Below are 17,951 nucleotides of genomic sequence, written 5' to 3' on the forward strand. Positions count from 1 at the left end.
GCCACGACATATGATCCCGTTGGAGCAAAGGAGGTGCGCGTCGCAGCGGGGTTCGGCTGTGGCCGAGTTCGTGATGGTTTCCGCCCTGCTCATCGCAGTGTTCCTAGGCGTTTTGCAACTTACTTTTGCGCTACATGTTCGTAATACCCTTATGGATGCGGCAGCGGCCGGCGCCAGATACGGGACGTTGGCAGACAGAGGTCCCGATGACGGTGTGCGCCGCACCCAAGAGCTCATTCGTGGCGCCCTCAACGGCAGTTTTGCATCGAACGTGCAGGCTAGGTCCATCAGCCTCGGGGGCACCCCGGGAGTAAGGATCACCGTGCGGACCGGCGTTCCTGTTTTTGGATTGATTCCGTTTGTGGGGGAGTTCGTAGTCCATGGGGAATCGGTGCGCTATGGCTAGGACACAGCGAGGACCAGTTCCCAAGATTGGCGGCACCGGTGCGCTGCGAGGGCAGTCGCTATGGCGTGCCGTTCGGAAGAACCGGATGGGGAGTCTTAACTGCCGAGTTGATGCTGCCAGGTCCCAAGCGGGCTCATCGATCATCGAGTTCATTTTCCTCGTGGTGCTGCTTCTGGTACCGCTTGTCTATTTAGTGGTGGGAGCGTCCCAAGTCCAAGCTGCAAGCTACGCTGCTGTTGGGGCAGCGGACCACGCCGCCAAGGTATTCGTCACCGCGGAGACCGAAGGGCAGGGCCAAACACGGGCCGCCGATGCCGTCCGAAGGGCCTCCGCCAACATGGAAATCCGGTCGGATCGTACACATTTCAGCTACAGCTGCCGCGGATCCTGTCTTTCGCCAGGAAGCACAGTGACAGTGAAGGTATCCATCGACACGGTGCTCCCGCTGCTTCCGGAAGGTTGGAGCTGGCGTACTGGAAATGTTGGTTCAACGGCAACCCAGCGGGTCGATCGGTATGGGTAGGAGCGAAGCCCAAATCATGGGACCAGGTAGCCAGTACACATCCTCGTCACTTTCGGGGGAAATGCCTGCCGTATCCACGCCTGAGATAGCGATTGCACCAGTGAACGGAAAAGAAGCCGGGCAGTCGATGGTCCTGATCATTGGCATGATTGCTATTGCCTTGCTCGCCATCAGCGTCGTGTTCGCGGCTACGGCCGTCAACATCCAGGCACGCAAGCTCCTATCCGTTGCCGATGGAGCAGTCGCAGCGGCTGCATACAATTTTGAGCTCGATGCCAGTGGGAAGGACGTACCTACTCTCCATCTGCAACCGACCGAAGTCCGACATGCGACGGAAAAGTACCTAGCAGACATCAACGCAGACTCGGGATTTGCCAACCTTCAAATTATTGGTGCCGGAGTCGAATCCGATTCGGTCACTGCGCATGTGCGGCTAGGTGCCGTCGTGCACCCACCGATCATAGGTTGGGTAGTTCCGAGCGGAATCTCCATTCACGTGGATGCCTACGCCCGGACGCTGTTATCACGATGAAGAGCGGTTCTGCATCCGGCGCGGTCATCTGGTTCAGGACGATATGTCTATTGTCTGACCGACAGCTGCGATGCGCGCTCGCCGGCTTTCTCCGACAGGAGTCGGATCTTTGAACCCCTGGCTGTTCTCGGCGTCGCATTGAGCATAATCGCCAGCCTGCGCAAGATGTCGACCAGCATATGTCGTAGGGTGGAAGCACCATGGCTTCAATTGACTATTCTGTAGAAATCAAATCATTGCGCTCCACCTTTGCCTCCATTGAAGAGGTGTCCGATGTGCCGCGCATCCGTGCGGATATCGCTATGCTCTCTGAGGAAGCGGGAGTGCCGAACCTGTGGGACAATCCTGCTGCTGCTCAGATCGTCACCTCCAAGCTCTCGCATCGCCAATCAGAGCTTGAGCGCTTGACCGTTATCCAGCATCGCATCGATGATCTGGAAGTATTGGTTGAGCTGGCAGAGATGGAGGGAGATGCCGAATCTTTCCAAGAAGCTCAAACCGAGCTCAAGTCAGTGCGCAAGGCGTTGGCCGACCTTGAAGTGGTTACTCTACTTTCCGGGGAATTCGATGCCCGCGAAGCGGTAGTCACCATTCGTGCCGGTGCAGGTGGCGTTGATGCAGCAGACTTTGCTGAAATGCTTATGCGCATGTACCTTCGGTGGGCTGAAAAGCACGGGCATCCAACCCGGGTCATGGATACCTCCTACGCCGAGGAAGCCGGCTTGAAGTCTGCGACCTTCGAAGTCAACGCGCCCTACGCTTTTGGCACGTTGTCAGTGGAGGCAGGTACCCACCGCCTCGTACGTATTTCACCATTCGACAACCAAGGACGCCGCCAGACTTCCTTTGCAGCCGTCGAAGTAATCCCTTTGATTGAACAACACGACTCAATAGAGATCCCCGAAAACGAAATCCGTGTCGATGTCTATCGTTCGTCCGGACCAGGCGGGCAGTCTGTGAACACCACGGACTCAGCGGTTCGTATGACACACATTCCTACGGGCATCGTCGTTTCGATGCAGAACGAAAAATCACAGATCCAGAATCGCGCAGCGGCCTTGCGTGTTTTGCAGTCGAGGCTGCTGCTGCAGAAGAAGGCGGAGCAGGACGCCCAAAAGAAGCAGCTAGCCGGAGATGTGAAGGCTTCCTGGGGCGACCAGATGCGTTCATACGTGTTGAATCCTTACCAGATGGTCAAAGATCTGCGGACCGAACACGAAGTCGGAAACACCTCCGCCATATTCGACGGCGAGATAGATGATTTCATTGATGCTGGTATCCGCTGGCGTGCGGCACAACGTCGTCCCCAAGCCTAAACACCGGATTGTCCGCGGAATAGCAAGTTGGGGAAATCAAGATTCGGTACCGTCGGCTATGTGCTTCCCTGTCAAATGTAGTTTGCTCATTGACTGGCGGTAGCTTTCCTGCGTCCACGGCAGAAGTGTCCTTGCCGTGTCGCTGGATGAACCAGTCGGAATCTGAGAGTATGCCGCGTCAGCCCGGTTTCATTCGTCGCCGCCCAGATTTATGGGCCGCTCGGGGAGGTCAACGAAAAAGGGACAGGGTAGCTCCGATCAACCTCGAATCGGCGTATGCTCTGGCACCGCACCATCGTGCGGGTTTAGATGAGCTGTCCGGACTCTAGGATTGCTTCATGGCCTGTCGCCGCAGAGCCCGGTAGGCGATAGCCATTCCAAGTGACGTATCAGTCAGGAAGAGATCGAGAGTCACGGTTACGTAGTCGGGGGTTCCATGTGACCATTCTCGAATGGTCTTCGTTGACCACACAACAGCAAACAACAGCCAAAAGCCCATCCAAAACTCAAGAAGGCGTCGCCCTGGCCATTGGGAACTTTTTCAGGCTCAGCCAAGGCCATTGAATCGGTCATCCGTAACCAAGCGTTTCGAGGTTCGTTGGCCGTCATGGGATTACTCTGGTACACACCCCAGGTGCCGGCCCACTACCAGGTATCGTTGCGCGGAATTTTCCACAAACGCCGCGATCAGACGTAGTCGGTAGCCTCAACGTCAGCGACATCACAAATACGGTCTTTCGGGAGACCGAATGAGCGGTCGGGATGACAAGCAGCTACGAACTCAAAAAGTGTCGTCAACCTCGTTGTTGTTACGGTAGCGTTTCGGACCAGAGGCCAGCCGGAGTAGCAAAGACCAAGTCACATGCATGCGAGTTACTCTCGTTGGGCTGGCGTACCCGCGAGCTCGCAAAGGTTGCCTCATTGCGAGTGCGAACGAAAATGGCACGCAGCCTGCATCCACCTGCCTCACAGTTTCGTGACACACCCGGTTTTTGTGCGGGGAGAGTCTCCCCGGGGCGGATAGAGTTCAAGGGCTGGCTTTGCAACTTCCCACAACAAAGTCCCGTGCCTGGATCATGCGCCGGCGATCCCGCGGGCAGAGCTGCGATGATTAGATTCGAAAACGTCACGATGGTCTATGACCAAAAGTCACGGCTGGGCTCGGAAAATGCGCGCCCCGGCCTCGACGACGTAACCATTGAAATTGACCGTGGCGACTTCGCGTTTCTTGTCGGAGCCTCTGGCTCCGGCAAGTCAACTTTCCTTCGGCTTATCTTGCGCGAAATCGTCGCCACGGGCGGTTCGGTTCATGTCGCAGGACAAAATGTAGCCCGTATTCCCTCATGGCGTGTGCCCAAGTTACGCCGCGGCATCGGCGTCGTGTTTCAAGATTTTCGGCTGTTGCCGCAAAAGAACGTTTTCGAGAACGTTGCATTCGCCATGCAAGTCGTGGGAGAAAGCCGCAGCAGCATCCGTGACCATGTTCCGGAGGTGCTCAAGCTTGTCGGGCTCGAGGGCAAGGAAAAGCGCCAACCCGACGAGCTCTCCGGAGGTGAGCAACAGCGCGTGGCCATCGCCCGCGCCATTGCGAACAAACCGCAGATCCTCCTAGCGGACGAACCAACAGGAAACCTGGACCCCGCTACAAGCGTCGGGATCATGAATGTGTTGGACAGGATCAACCAAAACGGCACCACCGTCCTCATGGCTACGCACGACGACGGAATCGTCAACTCCATGCGCAGACGAGTCATTGAACTTTCGCATGGCAAGATCATGCGTGACGAGAGCGCGGGGGAATACACGTCGATGATCCCGGTGATCAATCAAGATGGTACGCGTGAATTGCGCCAAGCCAACCCGGGCGCATGGCACAAGCCGCCAGCAGACAACCAGGCGTTTGCGCCGTTTGATACTGAGGACGATATGCCATGAAACTAGGATTCATTCTTGGCGAAGTAGGCTCAGGCCTCCGCCGAAACTTGTCCATGGTGATTTCAGTGGTTCTGGTCACTTTCATTTCTTTGACCTTCGTCGGTACGGCCGCTCTGATGCAGATGCAGATCACCCAGATGAAGGGCTACTGGTACGACAAGGTCCAAGTGGCCATCTACCTCTGTGGCGAGCACAACGAAGGGTCCAGCTGCGCTGAGGGTGCGGCGACCGAGGCCCAACGCGGCGATATCGAATCGATGTTGGGTTCTGCGGCAGTCAAGCCCTACGTCGAGAACTTCGAGTACGAATCCAAGGAGCAGGCACTCACCCACTTTCAGGAACAGTTCGAGAACTCGTCGATGAGCGAAACAGTGACAGCGGACCAGTTGCCTGAATCGTTCCGCGTCTCGCTCGTTGATCCGGAGAAGTACCAGATCATCAAGGAACTTTTCTCTTCAATGGATGGCGTGGACGTCGTTGTTGACCAGCGTGAACTGCTGGAAAAAATCTTCTCCATCATCAATATTGCTTCAATCGTCGCCATCGGGATTGCCGGGGTCATGATCCTATGTGCAGTGTTGTTGGTGGGAACAACGATTAGGCTCTCTGCCTATCTGCGCCGAAGGGAAACAGGCATTATGCGCTTGGTCGGAGCCTCGAAGTCATCGCTTCAACTGCCCTTTGTGTTGGAGGGGGTCATCGCGGCGTTGATTGGAGCACTGTTGGCCTCTGGAGCCCTGTGGGCTGCGGTGAGGTTCTTTATTGATGACAAATTAGCCCTGGAGTACAAGGACACGGCCTTCATCTCAACTGGTGAAGTCTTCCTGGTAGCGCCTTGGCTGATCTTGCTAGGTGTGGTTTTGGCTGGTGTATCGTCATTGATAACCTTGCGGCGCTACTTGAAGGTTTAGTGCGTCTACGATCCAGAAAAAATTCGAATCACAAAGGACTCAGAGGACATTTATGTTAGCCAAAGCAGTATGGTGCCGCGTAGCACGTTCAGGAGCCGTGGGCGCGTTGTCAATCGCACTGTTGGTTTCCGGGGGTGTAGGTGCCCATGCCGATGAGCTAGATGACCGCAAGGTCCAGGTAGAACAGAACATTGACCACATCTCAGAGGACCTTGAGGTCCTTGATGACGACATCAAGGTCACCGATTCCAAGCTTCGTGGCTTGCAAGCGCAACTTCCTGCAGCCGAACAAGCCTTGGCCGATGCCCAAGGTCGAGTAGGTCGAGCCGCAGATGAGGCGGCTGACCTGGCTCGAAGGGTTCAGTCGGCAGGGGAAACACGGGATCAGCTGAACGTGAAGATGGCCGAAAGCAAAGCGAAGCTTGAAGACTCCAAGCAAGTCATCGGGCAGATAGCGACGGGAGCCTACAAGCGCGGCGGCGTTTCCTCCGATCTTTCCTTGTTGTTGAATGCCAGCTCCGATGGAAACCTGGCAGCGGGGATGGATTTGGCTGATCAGGCCATGCGGTCACAAAACGCTGCACTCGATGCCCTTTCCGAACAGTCAGCCACTGACGAGAACGTCAAATTGCGCCTGGCTGCGGTTGAGGCGGAAATTACGGATCTCAAGTCTGCCGCTGACGCAGCTTTGGTTCGCGAGCAAGTGGCCCGTGACGATGCTGAGACCAAGAAGCAGTCTCTCGACGGAATCATCTCCCAGACCGATGCGCTCAGTGCCGAGCTATTGGCTCAGCGACCGCGGATCCAGGAAAAGCTGAGAACCGTGGAAGCCGAGCAAGTCCAGGTCAACGGTGAGATCAAGGAGCGCCAAGAGCGGCTCATCCGCGAAGAAGCAGAACGCAAACGCAAGGCTGCGGAGGCTGCTGAGGCCGAGCGAAAGCGTGCTGCCCAAAAGGCTGCAGAGCAACAAGCCAAATGGGAGCGTGAAGAAGCTGATCGCGCCAAAAAGGCAAGGGAGGAAGCCGCTCGCCAGAAGAAGAAGAGCACCTACGTCAAGCCTCCCTATGTGGCACCCAAGCCGCAGACAGCTCCGCAAACTGTTCCACAGGAACGCAGCTCATGGGGTCTTATTCGTCCGGTCAACGGCGGGAGGCAGACTTCAAGCTTCGGCTTTCGTCCCACACCGTCCGGCACGATCGACTATGGTGGACGCGGCGGATATGTCCATGCCGGAGTTGACTGGGGCTTTGGAGGACAATGCGGAACTCCGGTGCATGCCGCAGCGGATGGCGAAGTATGGATGGCTGGCTGGGGTGGAACATCAGGGAACAAGGTCACCATCAGCCACGGCGTAGTCAAGGGCAAGGCCCTCGCCACGAACTACCACCACATGCAGCGTGTAGTGGTCAGTGCCGGCCAGAACGTCAAGCAAGGGCAGACGATCGGCTACGTTGGTACCACAGGTAATTCCACCGGCTGCCACATGCACTTTGAGACGATAGTCAACGGCTCCGCGGTAAACCCATTGGGACTTCTCTAGCGGTAGGCTATAAGCTCGCCAAGTGAATAAACCACTTGCGGAGAGGAATTGTCAACGTGGCTAAGAAGGACCCGGAAGGCCGGATCATTGCGAGCAATCGCAAGGCTAGGCACGACTATGAAATTCTCGATACCTACGAGGCCGGCCTGGTGCTTAGCGGGACCGAAGTAAAATCGTTGCGTGAGGGTAAGGCAGCGCTTGTTGATGGCTTTGGCCAGTTTTACCGCAATGAGTTGTACATGGAGAACGTCTACATTCCGGAGTACCTCAACGGATCGTGGACTAACCACGCTGCTCGGCGTCGGCGCAAGCTGCTGTTGCACCGCCAAGAACTCCTGAAGATCGAACGCAAGATCAACGAGTCTGGCCTGACCATCGTGCCCCTTAGCCTGTACTTCAAAAATGGGCGCGCGAAGATTGAAATCGGGGTAGCCCGCGGCAAGAAGGAATACGACAAGCGCCAGTCGCTGCGGGAGAAACAAGACAACCGCGAAGCGCTGCGCAGCATGCGCGAGCGCAACCGTGGTGTTCGGGAGTAGCCCAGTAAGTTCGGATCACCGGCTAAAGCTGGGCTCCGAGAAGTCCGGGAATGGACTTGACACGATTGTGCGTTAGACTAATTAGACGCGGTTGATTCCGTGTGGTTGGAGTGGCGAGAGCTACTCGTTGACAACAAAATACGGGGATGATCGGTTTCGACGGTGTGAGTCGCGACATGTGAAGCGGGCCGAGGATGCAAAGTTATCTCGTAAACGCTCTTTGCAAAACAATAAGTGCCGACTCAAAGCGCACTGACTTCGCTCTCGCTGCCTAAGCAGCCAGACTAGTCCGTTAGACAGGGGATGCTATCGCCCCTGATCCTAACGTCATTTAGATAGCCACTGCGGGAAGTTAGCGTTACCGGAACGACCTGCATAATTTAGGTAACTGTGCTCGGATCAGCCGCTTGTTTGCATGACGGCTGGGGCAGAGAAAATCCAACGCAAACTGCGCCCGGAGAAGACCTGGCAACACCACATCGGACGGGAGTTCAATTCTCCCCATCTCCACAATAAAGGCCCTGCGGATCTCTGGATCCGCGGGGCCTTTCTTGCGTTTTCCGGGAGGATGCGGGAACTAATCGCCAACAGATTCCGCTAGAACAACTTGGGGTTGGTCTGCCGTTGGTGTTGCCAATATTCGTTGCGGCGCGGAATCTGTTCCGGATCCGAATACTTGGGCAGCAACACTGCCGGCAATCCGTCTTGGTCGCGGACCAACTTGAGCTTACCGGAGTGAAAATCATGGTGATGCGCGCTGCAACCGGGTCCCGAGTTCTCCACACTGGTGGATCCGCCGTCCTGCCACGCGTCTATGTGGCACATTTCGCAATGTTCAGGAGGCACGGTGCAGCTCGGAACAAGGCATCCACCGTCCCGGGCAAGAACTGCCTCCCTCATGTACTCGGGGACGAAGCGTGCTTGGCGCCCGACATCGAGGATTTGGCTCTTGCCGTTGAAAACAATGGGGAGGACCGCTGCGTCGCACAACAACCTCCGGAGTTGGCCGGGGCTGATTTCCAACCCATGAGTGGTGATTCCTGCCCTGTCTGCCAACCCCAGCAGGGTTTCAAGCTGGCAATGGACCACCAGTTTGGCCCCGGCAAGACCCCTGACGCGTTTCCTTGCGTTGGAGTCGACGTGTTGAAGGGCATTGAGGATCGAACGTAAACGACGCCGGGCCGGTGAGATCCCATCGAGACCTGGAAGGTTGTATTCTTTAGCCCAGATTTTTCATCGAGTACCGTCAGGCTGGCGAACCGGTGATTTCAGCGGGTTCAGCAGCCAGTTTGGTTTCCGGGCATGACAGGATTCCCACGTCGCTGGTTTGGGCGCCGGTTTCCATCAGCCGGTGGGCGTGCTTTTCTGCTCGAAAGGGATTGGTGCGGTTGCCGGGGTTTTATGCCGCGAGATGCCCGTTTCGCCATCGCTGCCGCAACAGTGTGGTTCCTTCAATGAGCGCGATGAAGACGTGCGATTCCGGTGCGGATGCCGGGATCAGCAGTCTCCGCTTACGGGCGCTACTGATGAGTTTCCCGGCGATCGAGAAAAGTCGGTAGCGCCAACGTTTCATATCCCAAACCCCGGCGGTGTGGCCAGTGGGAAGGATGACCAACTGAAGCCACGCCACCAGATTCATCGCGAGCATGGCAAGGTCTGTCCAAAGTTGGTTCGCAGCAATCGCATGAAAAGGCAGTTTCCCCATTCCGCTGTTCTTCAGGGTTTTGATGCGGTTCTCGCACCGAGCACGGGCTCGGTGCCTGGCATCAAGGAACGCCACGTTGTATCTCGGCGCGTTGGTGAGGAACGCGGTGACGCGGTGCCCGTCAACGTCGAACAATGTCGCGTTGGCTCCCGGGTGCAAGGGTTCGGCCCGTAAATAGAGCCGGGTCCCGTCGGGGTAGTCCTTGAGCTTGATGACTTGGGTAGCGTCGATAACCCACGCATCATGGCGCTGGTTTCCGTGCTGATCCAAGGCAGCTTCCCAGTGTTTTTTGTCGTTGATCCAGTGAATGAACCGCTCGTTGGGCACCGGCAAGGCAAAGGACGTGGAGAACTGCAGTCCCAAGGAGTGCAGGTGGTTCAGGAACTCACGCGAGGCCCCGGCGCTGTCGGTACGCACCAAGATCCTTTCGGTGTCCAGGTTCCCGTCCTTGTTACTCATTTCCTCAGGTAGCTGGGCCAGGGCCTTGTCCAGTACCCGGATGTGGTCCTTGGCGTTGTTCGCGGTCTTGCTCCCTGCCCGCAGTTCCGCGACCAGGACTTCACCGGTGCCGTTGTCCTTGCCATAGTCGAGGCTGACGACCATCGGTGCATGCCCAAACCCACCCTTGTAGTTCCCGGTGGCCAGCTCCTTCTCGCTGTGCGAAGTAGTCAGTGTGGCATCAATATCCAAAATCAGGGGATCCAACTTGGTGGCCAATATCGCCGGATTCCGTTTTCCGGCAGCCTTCCAGATCCTCGAGCGCAAGGACCGCATGAGCGTCGCACTGCCGTAGGCGAATGCTTCGGGTTGCACGGTGGCTCGCTCCACGAACCTGGAAACGGTGGCGTTGGAAGGGACCGGGCCGAAGAGTCCGGGGCTGTTGCGCAGGACATCGAGATCCGAGACGTGTTCCCCGCCGCCAGCGAGCATCACGGCGAGTGATCCGAGGATTCCGCCTGGCCGATGGATAGCTTGGGCCGGAACGAACTGGGACAGGCGGTCCTCGCTCAGGTTGGCGAAGCCGACGGCGTCCAAGAACGAGGTGAGGACGTTCAAGCCGGCGTGGGAGATCAGCGACTGGCTGGTCAAAGCTGCCGGAACGGACGGAAAAACTTGGGTATCATTGTGCATCGAAAGGGTGAGTCCTGATCTGGTGGATAACATGGTGTCGTTACCTCTATTTTTCCAGATCAGCTCATCTTTTCGTCCTTAAAGACGCTTAATGACTTTCCGCCCCATGAAAATGCCGGGTTAGGGCGCGATTGCGGCTCTGTCGTGGAAACCTTGGGCTCTGTATCCATAGGCGAGAGCTTGCCGGCTGCACGGCCAAGGTCCATGTATGTCGCGCGGGGCAGGAGCTCGAAAGGCGTTTGGGGATCTGCAGCCCAGGCCGGGAGCCGTGGCGCCTCATCGGGGTCAATGTTCTCGCTGGTTTCCCTGGGCGTTGGGTGCTGGGGGCCGGCGGCGGCATCGGAGCAGAGAGCCTGACGGTTTCCTGCCTCGGTGCGTGGATTATCCGCATTGGCGAAATGTGCTAGGAAGATCTCCGCCTCTACGTTGAGCATGCACAGACTGAAATACGAGAAGTGCTCGGTTTTGCGGGTGAGGAAGAACCCCGTTTTGAAACCAATTTCCTCGTCACTGGGTTCGGACCCCGCGCGGTCTTCAAGTGAACGCTGCCAAGCGGTGATGAGTTTGTGGGCTGCTTGTGGGCCTTGGGTGCGCAGGGACTCGAGGATTTGGGTCTCCATGGTGTTGGAGAGATGCTCGGATTCGGGCTGGCTTTTGATAGCGGGAGCAGCCTTGTCGAGCTGCTTCGCCGCCTGGATCACGTGTTTGGGATCGACTGTCCCAGCTTGGGCGTCCGCGGATAGCAGTGGGTAGCGCGCTGGCTGCTTGATTCCGTTGGTATCCACGTGGGGGAGCAACGCATTGGCCGCATTGACACGGTCGCGCACCTCGAAGTAGCCGGTGCCCAAAAGATGGTGGAGGAAGTCAGTGGTGTCCTTGTGGGGCATCCGTCCCGTCGGGGGCGTGAGCGGGTCTGGTGGCAGAGCGGCATCAGAGGCCAGGAACACGGCGGGTGCAGCCACGATCTCGCAGAGCTGCTCCATGGTCACCAGGGGCAGCTCATGGGCCAGAGTGCGTTGCGCGGCTTGTGCGGCAAGGATCTGCGTGTAAGCCGTGTGCCGATGCGTACGTTCCACAACCAGGGCGAGCGTGGCTGCCTCAACCGCTGAAGTCGTCTGCGCTGCCATCTCGGTGGCGGTGGCGATGAAGAACTCCTCTGCAGCGAGCAAAGCGCGCAATCTTTCCGTACCGGCTTCTGGCTTGCCAGCTGCCGAAATGTGGCCGGCATATCTACGGCCAGCGTATGCGGTCTTGGTGGATTGCTTGCTGTTCATGCCACTGAGCATCGCAGCAGGAGCGGAGGGGGAAGTCGAAGGAACGGAAAACTGGGGACGAGCCGGAACGTTGCGGTGCGTGCAAGTGGCAGGTGCTCGGCACAGTTCGTTATAGACCGGGAAAAAGCAAGGGGCGGACAAGTTCGTTGGGCAGTGAACGCATTCCATTGCCCAACGAACTTGTCCGCCCCAGTGCAAGCCACCTCATGGGTGGCAGCGGCGCATGAAACGCTGGGTTACTGTTCCGAACCGGTGGTGAGTGAAGGAGCGGAATTCGGCGCCTTCAACGCGGCAAGACGCGCCTCGATCTCGGTCTGTTCGCCCAGGTCCTCGAGTGAGTTGAACTGTGTGTCGAGCGAGGACGATGCAAGCTCGGCCGCACCTCGTACGCGGGCTTCTTCGCGACGGATCTTTTCCTCGAAGCGGCCGACCTCGCTGGAGGGATCCATAATGTCGATGCTCTTCACGGCCTCCTGCACCTGGTTCTGGGCCTGTGCCGACTTGGCGCGTGCGATCAATTCATCGCGCTTGGACACCAGTTCGTGGCGCTTGGACTTCATCGCGTCCAGGCCGGTCTTAAGCTTCTCCACGATCTCGCGCTGGGAGCTGATGGTTGGTTCGGCGGTCTTTGCTTCCGACTCGGCCTGCATCTGGCGCTGGATGGCTACCTTGGCCAGCGAATCGAACTTGTCGGCGCTGGCAGCTTCACCCGCTGTGCGGAATTCATCGGCCTTGCTCGAGGCGGCCAGAGCCTTGCTGCCCCAGTCGGAGGATGCCTGTACGTCCTCGGTGTAGTCTTCTTCGATCATCCGCAGGTTGCCGATGGTCTGCGCGACAGCGGTTTCCGCTTCGGCGATGTTGTCGGTGTAGTCACGGACCATCTGGTCGAGCATCTTCTGGGGATCTTCCGCTGAATCGAGCATGGCGTTGACGTTGGCCTTGGCCAGCTGGGCGACACGACCAAAAATAGACTGCTTTGCCACGGTGAGACCTTTCGTTGACTGACTTGATGAACATTTTCATGGGTGGTTCCGTAGTGAAGGACCCACGGTACTTCACTCAGCGGGACGAGGGGGTCCGGAAACGCTAGAAGTTACCCCCGGCGCCTCCGCCGAAGCCCCCGCCGCCTCCGCCACCGAATCCTCCGCCGCCTCCTCCGCCGAAGCCGCCGAAGCCTCCGCCGCCAAACATGCCGCCTGAGGAACCACCGCCATGGGAACCGCCTCGCAGGATGGAGTCGATCAGGATGCCGCCCAGCAGTGCGCCCCCGAGTCCGCCTCCGCCGCCGCGGCCACCACCGAATCCGCCACCGAACCCGTCGACGTCGCTCTCGGCCGCACGTGCCGCCTGGTCGGCTCGCGCAGCGGCGTGCTCGGCGTAGGACAAAGCGTTGACCGGGTCGGTGGGTGCCAATCGTATCGCTTCCTCGAGGTTGCGCTGTGCGTCGGCCAACCGGGTGCGGGCACCGGAGCCGACGCCGCCGCGCCGGGCACGGATGAAGTCGTCTGTTCCGCTGATCTTCATCTGTGCCGTGCGGATGGCCGCCTGCAGCTGGTCGCTCGCACGGCTGGAGCGTTCTTGGTGGTCGCGGATCTCGTTAAGCCGATCGTTGAGCGGACGCAGGGCGACATCGACTTCGCCCAGCAGTGCGACCGGGTCCAACCGCCCGCTGGCAATCTGTTCCTTGACCGAGGCCAGCGCCGGTTCCAGTGCGGCGATGGGGCCCGCCAGATCCGGGTTGGATCCGTTGGCTACCAGGGCGCGGCCCTGCGCTAGGTCCTGCGCCGCGGAGGAGACCAGCGAATCGAGGTCGCTGCGTGACTTGTCCAAGTCCTGTTCGGCACGGCTGACGGCGTCGAGCAGCACCTTGGCTTGGTACACCGAGTCCTCCCCGGCGCGCACCGCCACCGCCGCCTCCGCAGTGGCATCCTCGGTGATCTTGGCTTCGGCGGTGAGCACCGCGGTGTTGGCGAACTCAAGGCGTTCGAAGGCCTCGGTGATGTTCGTTTGGACCTGCTTCAACGCGGTTTCGGTGTAGCGGGTGGATAGCTCGGTGAGCAGGGACTGGACGCCGCTGACGCGTTCGCTCAGCGGCTGGATCTGGGCCTTCAGGGAAGCGGTGGCCTGGGGGGCGTTCTTTTCCAGTTCACGCAGCGAAGCGAATTCCTCGGTGTGCGTCTCAAGTGTCTCGTTGACCGCCTCGCAGCGGCGGATGATCTCCCCGAGCCAGGAACGCTGGTCGGCCTCGGAATCGGGGATCTCGTCATCGAGCTGCTGCTGCAGCTTGAAGGACTCGGACATGTGGGTCTTGGCCGTCACGATGTCCTCGGCGAAGGGCTTGATGGCTTCGTCGCCGAATTGGGCCTGGGCGAATCCGACTTCCTGCTCCGAGGACCGGATGGCGTCATCGGCGGCAATCAGCAGGCCGCCTGCCTTGCCGCGCAACTCGTCGATGCTCATGGAAGCCAACGGGTCCAGCGGCTTGCCATCGGGACCCGTGGCCACCGGGGGGACATAGTCCGGCAGCTTCTTGCGGCGCGTTAACGCCCATGCAGTGGCGCCACCGACGATCACGACACCGCCGACCAGCAACCAGCCCGCGCCGCCGCCGGAATCCGAGGAAGCTCCCGAGCCAGAGGAGCCGGACCCGGGGTTGGTCGCTTCACCGCCGGTGGGGGACACGCCGTTGTAAACGTTCTCGATGCCGGTGGCCGCGCCAAGCGCCGCGGCGGTCCAGTCCTTCTTCGAGAGTTGCGCCTTGACCATCTTGTTGAAGATGTCCTGGCTGGAGCCGTAGAACTCGCTCTTGTCGTTGGAGGTGAAGATGGCTTGGCGATCGGACACGGCAACGGCCAGGACCCAGTCGCTGGTGTTCAGCTTCTTGTTCGTGGCAACGGCCTGGACCCATTTGTTGGGGTCGCTGGGGTTGGTGAAGGAATCGACGTAGATGACATACAGGCTCTGGCCGGTCTCGGTCATCAGCTGGTTCACCGCGTCAGTGACCTTGGAGGTGTCCGAGCCCAGCACGCCGGCCTGGTCCACGACGAATTCACCCGGAGGGATCTGCACGGGGGAATCGGCAACCGCTGGAGGCGCGAACATGAATAGGGACAAGAGTCCTGCGGCGGCAACAACTGCCATCCGCCGGCGGAGCGACTTCATAGTATTCCTTCACCCGTGCGTGGTCGGCTGCAGAACGATTCTGGGACAATGCGTATCTGGACGCATCGTTCCGGTTTCTGCTGTCGGTGTCGATTCTAGGTGGGTCGGTGGTGCGAGTCCACAGAATCGCCGATGCGTGGGCGCAGTCGTTTTGCATTCCCGCCAACTCACAGCAGACACTCAGGTTTTCCTTTTCGCTGCCACAGCCCGCGGGGGCATAGTTATAACCAAGAAACGTCGAGGAACCTACTTTCGGGGATTGGAAGGACTGTCATGAGCGAGAACGAGTTTGAGAAGCAAGGTACGCCGGATGAAGGCGCGCAGGACCCGGATTCCGGTGCCGTGCCGCAGCGTCCCTCGACCCCGCCGAGCACTGAAGACGGCGGATCGCACGCGGGGCCCCCGTCAGCGAACCCCGAGCCCGTTTCCAAGATCGATGGCGCCGCGGATGCAACCGAGGCGATCCCGCGCCATGCCCCGGCAGCGGAGCACGCAGCACCACCCCAGCAGCCGAAAAGGGGACCGGTGTGGAACACCGCGCATCATGCAGCTTCGCCCTACGGGACCCCGAACGACGACGAACATGCCCCCGCCTTCGGTTTCCCCGTGCCGCCGCCCCAAGGCCGTGCCTCCAAGAAATTCACCTCCGGGGCATTGATCGTGGGCATGGTGGCTGCAGCCCTCGTGGGCGCCGGCAGTGCGGTGGGGGCCAACTACGTGATGAACTCCGGCCCCGTCGCCGCGGCATCCTCCAGCCACACCCCGCAAGGCGACGTGGTGATCAACAACCCTGAGAACGTCACTGCGGTGACCGCAGCGGCCGCCAAGGCCAGCCCCAGCGTAGTGACGATCGACGTCGCCGGTTCCTCCGAGGCCGGGTCTGGCTCGGGCATCATCCTGGACACGGAAGGCCACATCCTGACCAACACGCATGTGGTGACCCTGGGCGGAAGCACCAGCGATGCGAAGATCTCCGTGCGCACCAACGACGGGAAGGTCCACGAGGCCACGGTGGTGGGCACCGACCCGCTTTCGGACCTCGCGGTGATCAAGATCGATGCACCCAACCTGGTTCCGGCGTCGCTGGGCGACTCGGGCAAACTGAACGTGGGGGATTCGGCCATCGCGATTGGCGCCCCGCTGGGGCTGAGCGGGACCGTCACCGATGGCATCATCTCCACCCTGAACCGCACCATTTCCGTTGCCTCCTCGGCGGTGCCCAAGCAATCCGAGGGCACCGACAACAATTCGGAGGGTGATGGCGGGGGCAACCAGTTCAACTTCCAGTTCCCCGGGGCCCCCGAGCAGCAGCAAAAGCAAAACTCCGCCGGCTCGATCTTCATCAACGTGATCCAAACCGACGCCGCCATCAACCACGGCAACTCCGGAGGCGCGCTGGTGGACGTGAACGGAAACATCATCGGGGTCAACGTCGCCATTGCCTCCTCCGGCTCCGGTTCCTCCGGTGCCGGGGCAGACAGCGGATCGATCGGTGTGGGCTTCTCGATCCCGATCGACTACGCCAAACGCATCGCCACCGATATCATCGACAACGGCTCGGCCACCCACGGGATGCTCGGGGTGACGGTGCAGGCCAAGCCGGCAGCGGTGGGCAACGGGGCGTCCTCGTCCTTCAGCGTCGGCGCCGAGGTCAAGTCGGTGGTCCCGGACAGCCCGGCCGCCAAGGCAGGCTTCGAGGTGGGCGACCTGATCACCGGGGTGGATACACGCAATATCTCCGACAGCACCTCGCTAACCGCCGCGGTCAGGGAGATCCCGGCCGGGTCCAAGACCGAGATCCACTACACCCGTGGGGACAAGACCGAATCGACCACGGTGACCGTCGGGGAAACCCCCACGCAGTAGTTCTGCTTCACGATGGCCGTGGGCCCGAAGGAAGAACACTCCTTCGGGCCCACCTGCATGTGCGGCCCCGCAGCCAAGGCGCGTTGGTGTCTGAGCGACGGAGGCGCCGGGTCAGCCGCTGGTGAAAAGTGCCGGTGCCGATGCGACCGCGACGTGCCCCGCCGGATAACATGAATGGCACAAGAGATGCTGGTTCCCCCCATGCCGCCTTGCGGCCGTGGGCGCGCAACGGCAGCGGTTTCACTGAGCAGATCTGTCCAGCTTTTCAGAAAGGCAGCAATGAGCCAGAACAACGGCACCCCCTTGAACATCCTTGTGTTGGTTAAACACGTGCCGGATGTCCAGTTCGAGCGGCGCCTTGCAGGCCCGGAGCACCGGCTTGACCGTGCCGACTCGGTCCTCTCGGAGCTCGACGAGTACGCCATCGAGGCGGCCTTGGCGCTCTCGGAGTCCCGGGGCGGGGAAAAAGCCGGGAACACCGTCACCGCGCTGACGATGGGTCCGGAGGCCGCGGCCAACGCGGTGAAGAAATCACTGCAGATGGGTGCCACCTCCGGTGTGCACATCTGCGACCCTGTGCTGGCCGGATCCGACGCCGGGGCAACCTCGCTGGTGCTGGCCACCGCCATCAAGACGCTGGACTTCGACATTGTTGTCACCGGCATGGCCTCTACCGACGCGGAGACCTCATTGGTCCCCGCACAGCTGGCCGAGCGCCTCGGCATTGCCCAGCTGTCCAACCTCTCCAGGGTCGAACTCGCAGCGGACTCGCGCACCGTCACCGCGGTGCGCGAGGATGAAGAGGGCACACATTGCCTCGAAGCCGCGCTTCCGGTGCTGATCGCGGTCACCGACCAGGCCAACGAGCCGCGTTACCCGAACTTCCGCGGGATCCTCGGCGCGAAAAAGAAGAAGATCACCACCCTCACCCTTCACCAGCTGGGCCTGGCCGAATCGCAGGTGGGCGCCGCAGGGTCCGCGACCCGGGTGCTCGCATCCCCAGAGCGCCCGGCGCGCACCGCAGGGGAAGTCATCACCGACAACGGCCTGGGCGGCATCGCGCTGGCTGACTTCCTCGCCGACGCCAAGCTGATCTAGCACAACCCAAGGG

The 17,951-nt window shown here is 59.9% G+C and carries 14 protein-coding genes and 1 other RNA gene; 10 read left to right on the forward strand and 5 right to left on the reverse strand.

The window, feature by feature from the left end; genetic code table 11:
* Positions 1 to 10 precede the first annotated feature (10 nt).
* The 8 genes from ABEA12_RS09315 to ssrA all read left to right on the forward strand — a co-directional run bounded on the left by ABEA12_RS09315 (position 11) and on the right by ssrA (position 8,215).
* Complete coding sequence (locus ABEA12_RS09315; protein ID WP_345467969.1) at positions 11 to 406, forward strand: TadE family protein; 396 nt, start codon at positions 11 to 13, stop codon at positions 404 to 406.
* Between the two features lie 623 nt (positions 407 to 1,029).
* Positions 1,030 to 1,461, forward strand: a complete 432-nt coding sequence (locus tag ABEA12_RS09320; RefSeq protein ID WP_210101237.1) for a hypothetical protein — start codon at positions 1,030 to 1,032, stop codon at positions 1,459 to 1,461.
* A 200-nt stretch (positions 1,462 to 1,661) separates the two neighbouring features.
* The gene (gene prfB / locus ABEA12_RS09325) at positions 1,662 to 2,777 is read left to right on the forward strand and encodes a peptide chain release factor 2 (protein ID WP_210101236.1); all 1,116 of its coding nucleotides are present in this window, start codon (positions 1,662 to 1,664) and stop codon (positions 2,775 to 2,777) included.
* A 1,107-nt stretch (positions 2,778 to 3,884) separates the two neighbouring features.
* Complete coding sequence (gene ftsE, locus ABEA12_RS09330) at positions 3,885 to 4,712, forward strand: cell division ATP-binding protein FtsE (protein WP_210102596.1); 828 nt, start codon at positions 3,885 to 3,887, stop codon at positions 4,710 to 4,712.
* A complete protein-coding gene (gene ftsX, locus ABEA12_RS09335; protein ID WP_210101235.1) occupies positions 4,709 to 5,623 on the forward strand; it encodes a permease-like cell division protein FtsX in 915 nt (304 codons plus the stop codon). The genes ftsE and ftsX overlap by 4 nt, the downstream gene beginning before the upstream one ends.
* Before the next feature lie 400 nt (positions 5,624 to 6,023).
* Positions 6,024 to 7,163 carry a peptidoglycan DD-metalloendopeptidase family protein gene (locus tag ABEA12_RS09340; RefSeq protein WP_345467972.1) on the forward strand — a complete coding sequence of 380 codons (1,140 nt, stop codon included), beginning with the start codon at positions 6,024 to 6,026 and terminating at the stop codon, positions 7,161 to 7,163.
* Between the two features lie 56 nt (positions 7,164 to 7,219).
* Positions 7,220 to 7,702: an SsrA-binding protein SmpB gene (gene smpB / locus ABEA12_RS09345; protein WP_210101233.1), complete on the forward strand. Its 483-nt coding sequence runs from the start codon at positions 7,220 to 7,222 to the stop codon at positions 7,700 to 7,702.
* 142 nt (positions 7,703 to 7,844) lie between these two features.
* Positions 7,845 to 8,215, forward strand: a transfer-messenger RNA (tmRNA) gene (ssrA, locus tag ABEA12_RS09350).
* 84 nt (positions 8,216 to 8,299) lie between these two features.
* On the opposite strand, the gene ABEA12_RS18685 is transcribed toward ssrA, so the two are convergent.
* The 5 genes from ABEA12_RS18685 to ABEA12_RS09370 form a co-directional block, all read right to left on the reverse strand.
* Entirely contained in the window at positions 8,300 to 8,932 is a 633-nt protein-coding gene (locus ABEA12_RS18685) for an HNH endonuclease signature motif containing protein (RefSeq protein WP_210102595.1), read from the reverse strand.
* Between the two features lie 169 nt (positions 8,933 to 9,101).
* Complete coding sequence (locus tag ABEA12_RS09355) at positions 9,102 to 10,538, reverse strand: IS1380 family transposase (protein ID WP_210101232.1); 1,437 nt, start codon at positions 10,536 to 10,538, stop codon at positions 9,102 to 9,104.
* Positions 10,539 to 10,597: 59 nt separating this feature from the next.
* Entirely contained in the window at positions 10,598 to 11,812 is a 1,215-nt protein-coding gene (locus tag ABEA12_RS09360) for a PIN domain-containing protein (RefSeq protein ID WP_210101231.1), read from the reverse strand.
* Positions 11,813 to 12,048: 236 nt separating this feature from the next.
* Positions 12,049 to 12,795, reverse strand: a complete 747-nt coding sequence (locus ABEA12_RS09365) for a PspA/IM30 family protein (protein ID WP_210101230.1) — start codon at positions 12,793 to 12,795, stop codon at positions 12,049 to 12,051.
* Positions 12,796 to 12,898: 103 nt separating this feature from the next.
* The gene (locus ABEA12_RS09370; protein ID WP_210101229.1) at positions 12,899 to 14,974 is read right to left on the reverse strand and encodes a TPM domain-containing protein; all 2,076 of its coding nucleotides are present in this window, start codon (positions 14,972 to 14,974) and stop codon (positions 12,899 to 12,901) included.
* 273 nt (positions 14,975 to 15,247) lie between these two features.
* Between ABEA12_RS09370 and ABEA12_RS09375 the strand changes: the two genes are divergently transcribed.
* Together ABEA12_RS09375 and ABEA12_RS09380 are read left to right on the forward strand one after the other, a co-directional pair.
* A complete protein-coding gene (locus ABEA12_RS09375; RefSeq protein ID WP_210101228.1) occupies positions 15,248 to 16,840 on the forward strand; it encodes a S1C family serine protease in 1,593 nt (530 codons plus the stop codon).
* A 279-nt stretch (positions 16,841 to 17,119) separates the two neighbouring features.
* Positions 17,120 to 17,938 (forward strand): electron transfer flavoprotein subunit beta/FixA family protein, encoded by an 819-nt coding sequence (locus tag ABEA12_RS09380; protein WP_210101227.1) that lies wholly within the window; start codon positions 17,120 to 17,122, stop codon positions 17,936 to 17,938.
* Positions 17,939 to 17,951 lie beyond the last annotated feature (13 nt).

Origin of the sequence: Paeniglutamicibacter antarcticus (assembly GCF_039544305.1) — a bacterium.
Taxonomy (GTDB): domain Bacteria; phylum Actinomycetota; class Actinomycetes; order Actinomycetales; family Micrococcaceae; genus Paeniglutamicibacter; species Paeniglutamicibacter antarcticus_C.

Coding starts and splice junctions, on each gene's coding strand:
- ABEA12_RS09340 (WP_345467972.1), top strand. CDS start 6,024: ATGGCCGAAAGCAAAGCGAAGCTTGAAGACTCCAAGCAAGTCATCGGG.
- ftsE (WP_210102596.1), top strand. CDS start 3,885: ATGATTAGATTCGAAAACGTCACGATGGTCTATGACCAAAAGTCACGG.
- ftsX (WP_210101235.1), top strand. CDS start 4,709: ATGAAACTAGGATTCATTCTTGGCGAAGTAGGCTCAGGCCTCCGCCGA.
- ABEA12_RS09380 (WP_210101227.1), top strand. CDS start 17,120: ATGAGCCAGAACAACGGCACCCCCTTGAACATCCTTGTGTTGGTTAAA.
- ABEA12_RS09360 (WP_210101231.1), bottom strand. CDS start 11,812: ATGAACAGCAAGCAATCCACCAAGACCGCATACGCTGGCCGTAGATAT.
- prfB (WP_210101236.1), top strand. CDS start 1,662: ATGGCTTCAATTGACTATTCTGTAGAAATCAAATCATTGCGCTCCACC.
- ABEA12_RS09355 (WP_210101232.1), bottom strand. CDS start 10,538: ATGCACAATGATACCCAAGTTTTTCCGTCCGTTCCGGCAGCTTTGACC.
- ABEA12_RS09370 (WP_210101229.1), bottom strand. CDS start 14,974: ATGAAGTCGCTCCGCCGGCGGATGGCAGTTGTTGCCGCCGCAGGACTC.
- ABEA12_RS09375 (WP_210101228.1), top strand. CDS start 15,248: ATGAGCGAGAACGAGTTTGAGAAGCAAGGTACGCCGGATGAAGGCGCG.
- ABEA12_RS09315 (WP_345467969.1), top strand. CDS start 11: ATGATCCCGTTGGAGCAAAGGAGGTGCGCGTCGCAGCGGGGTTCGGCT.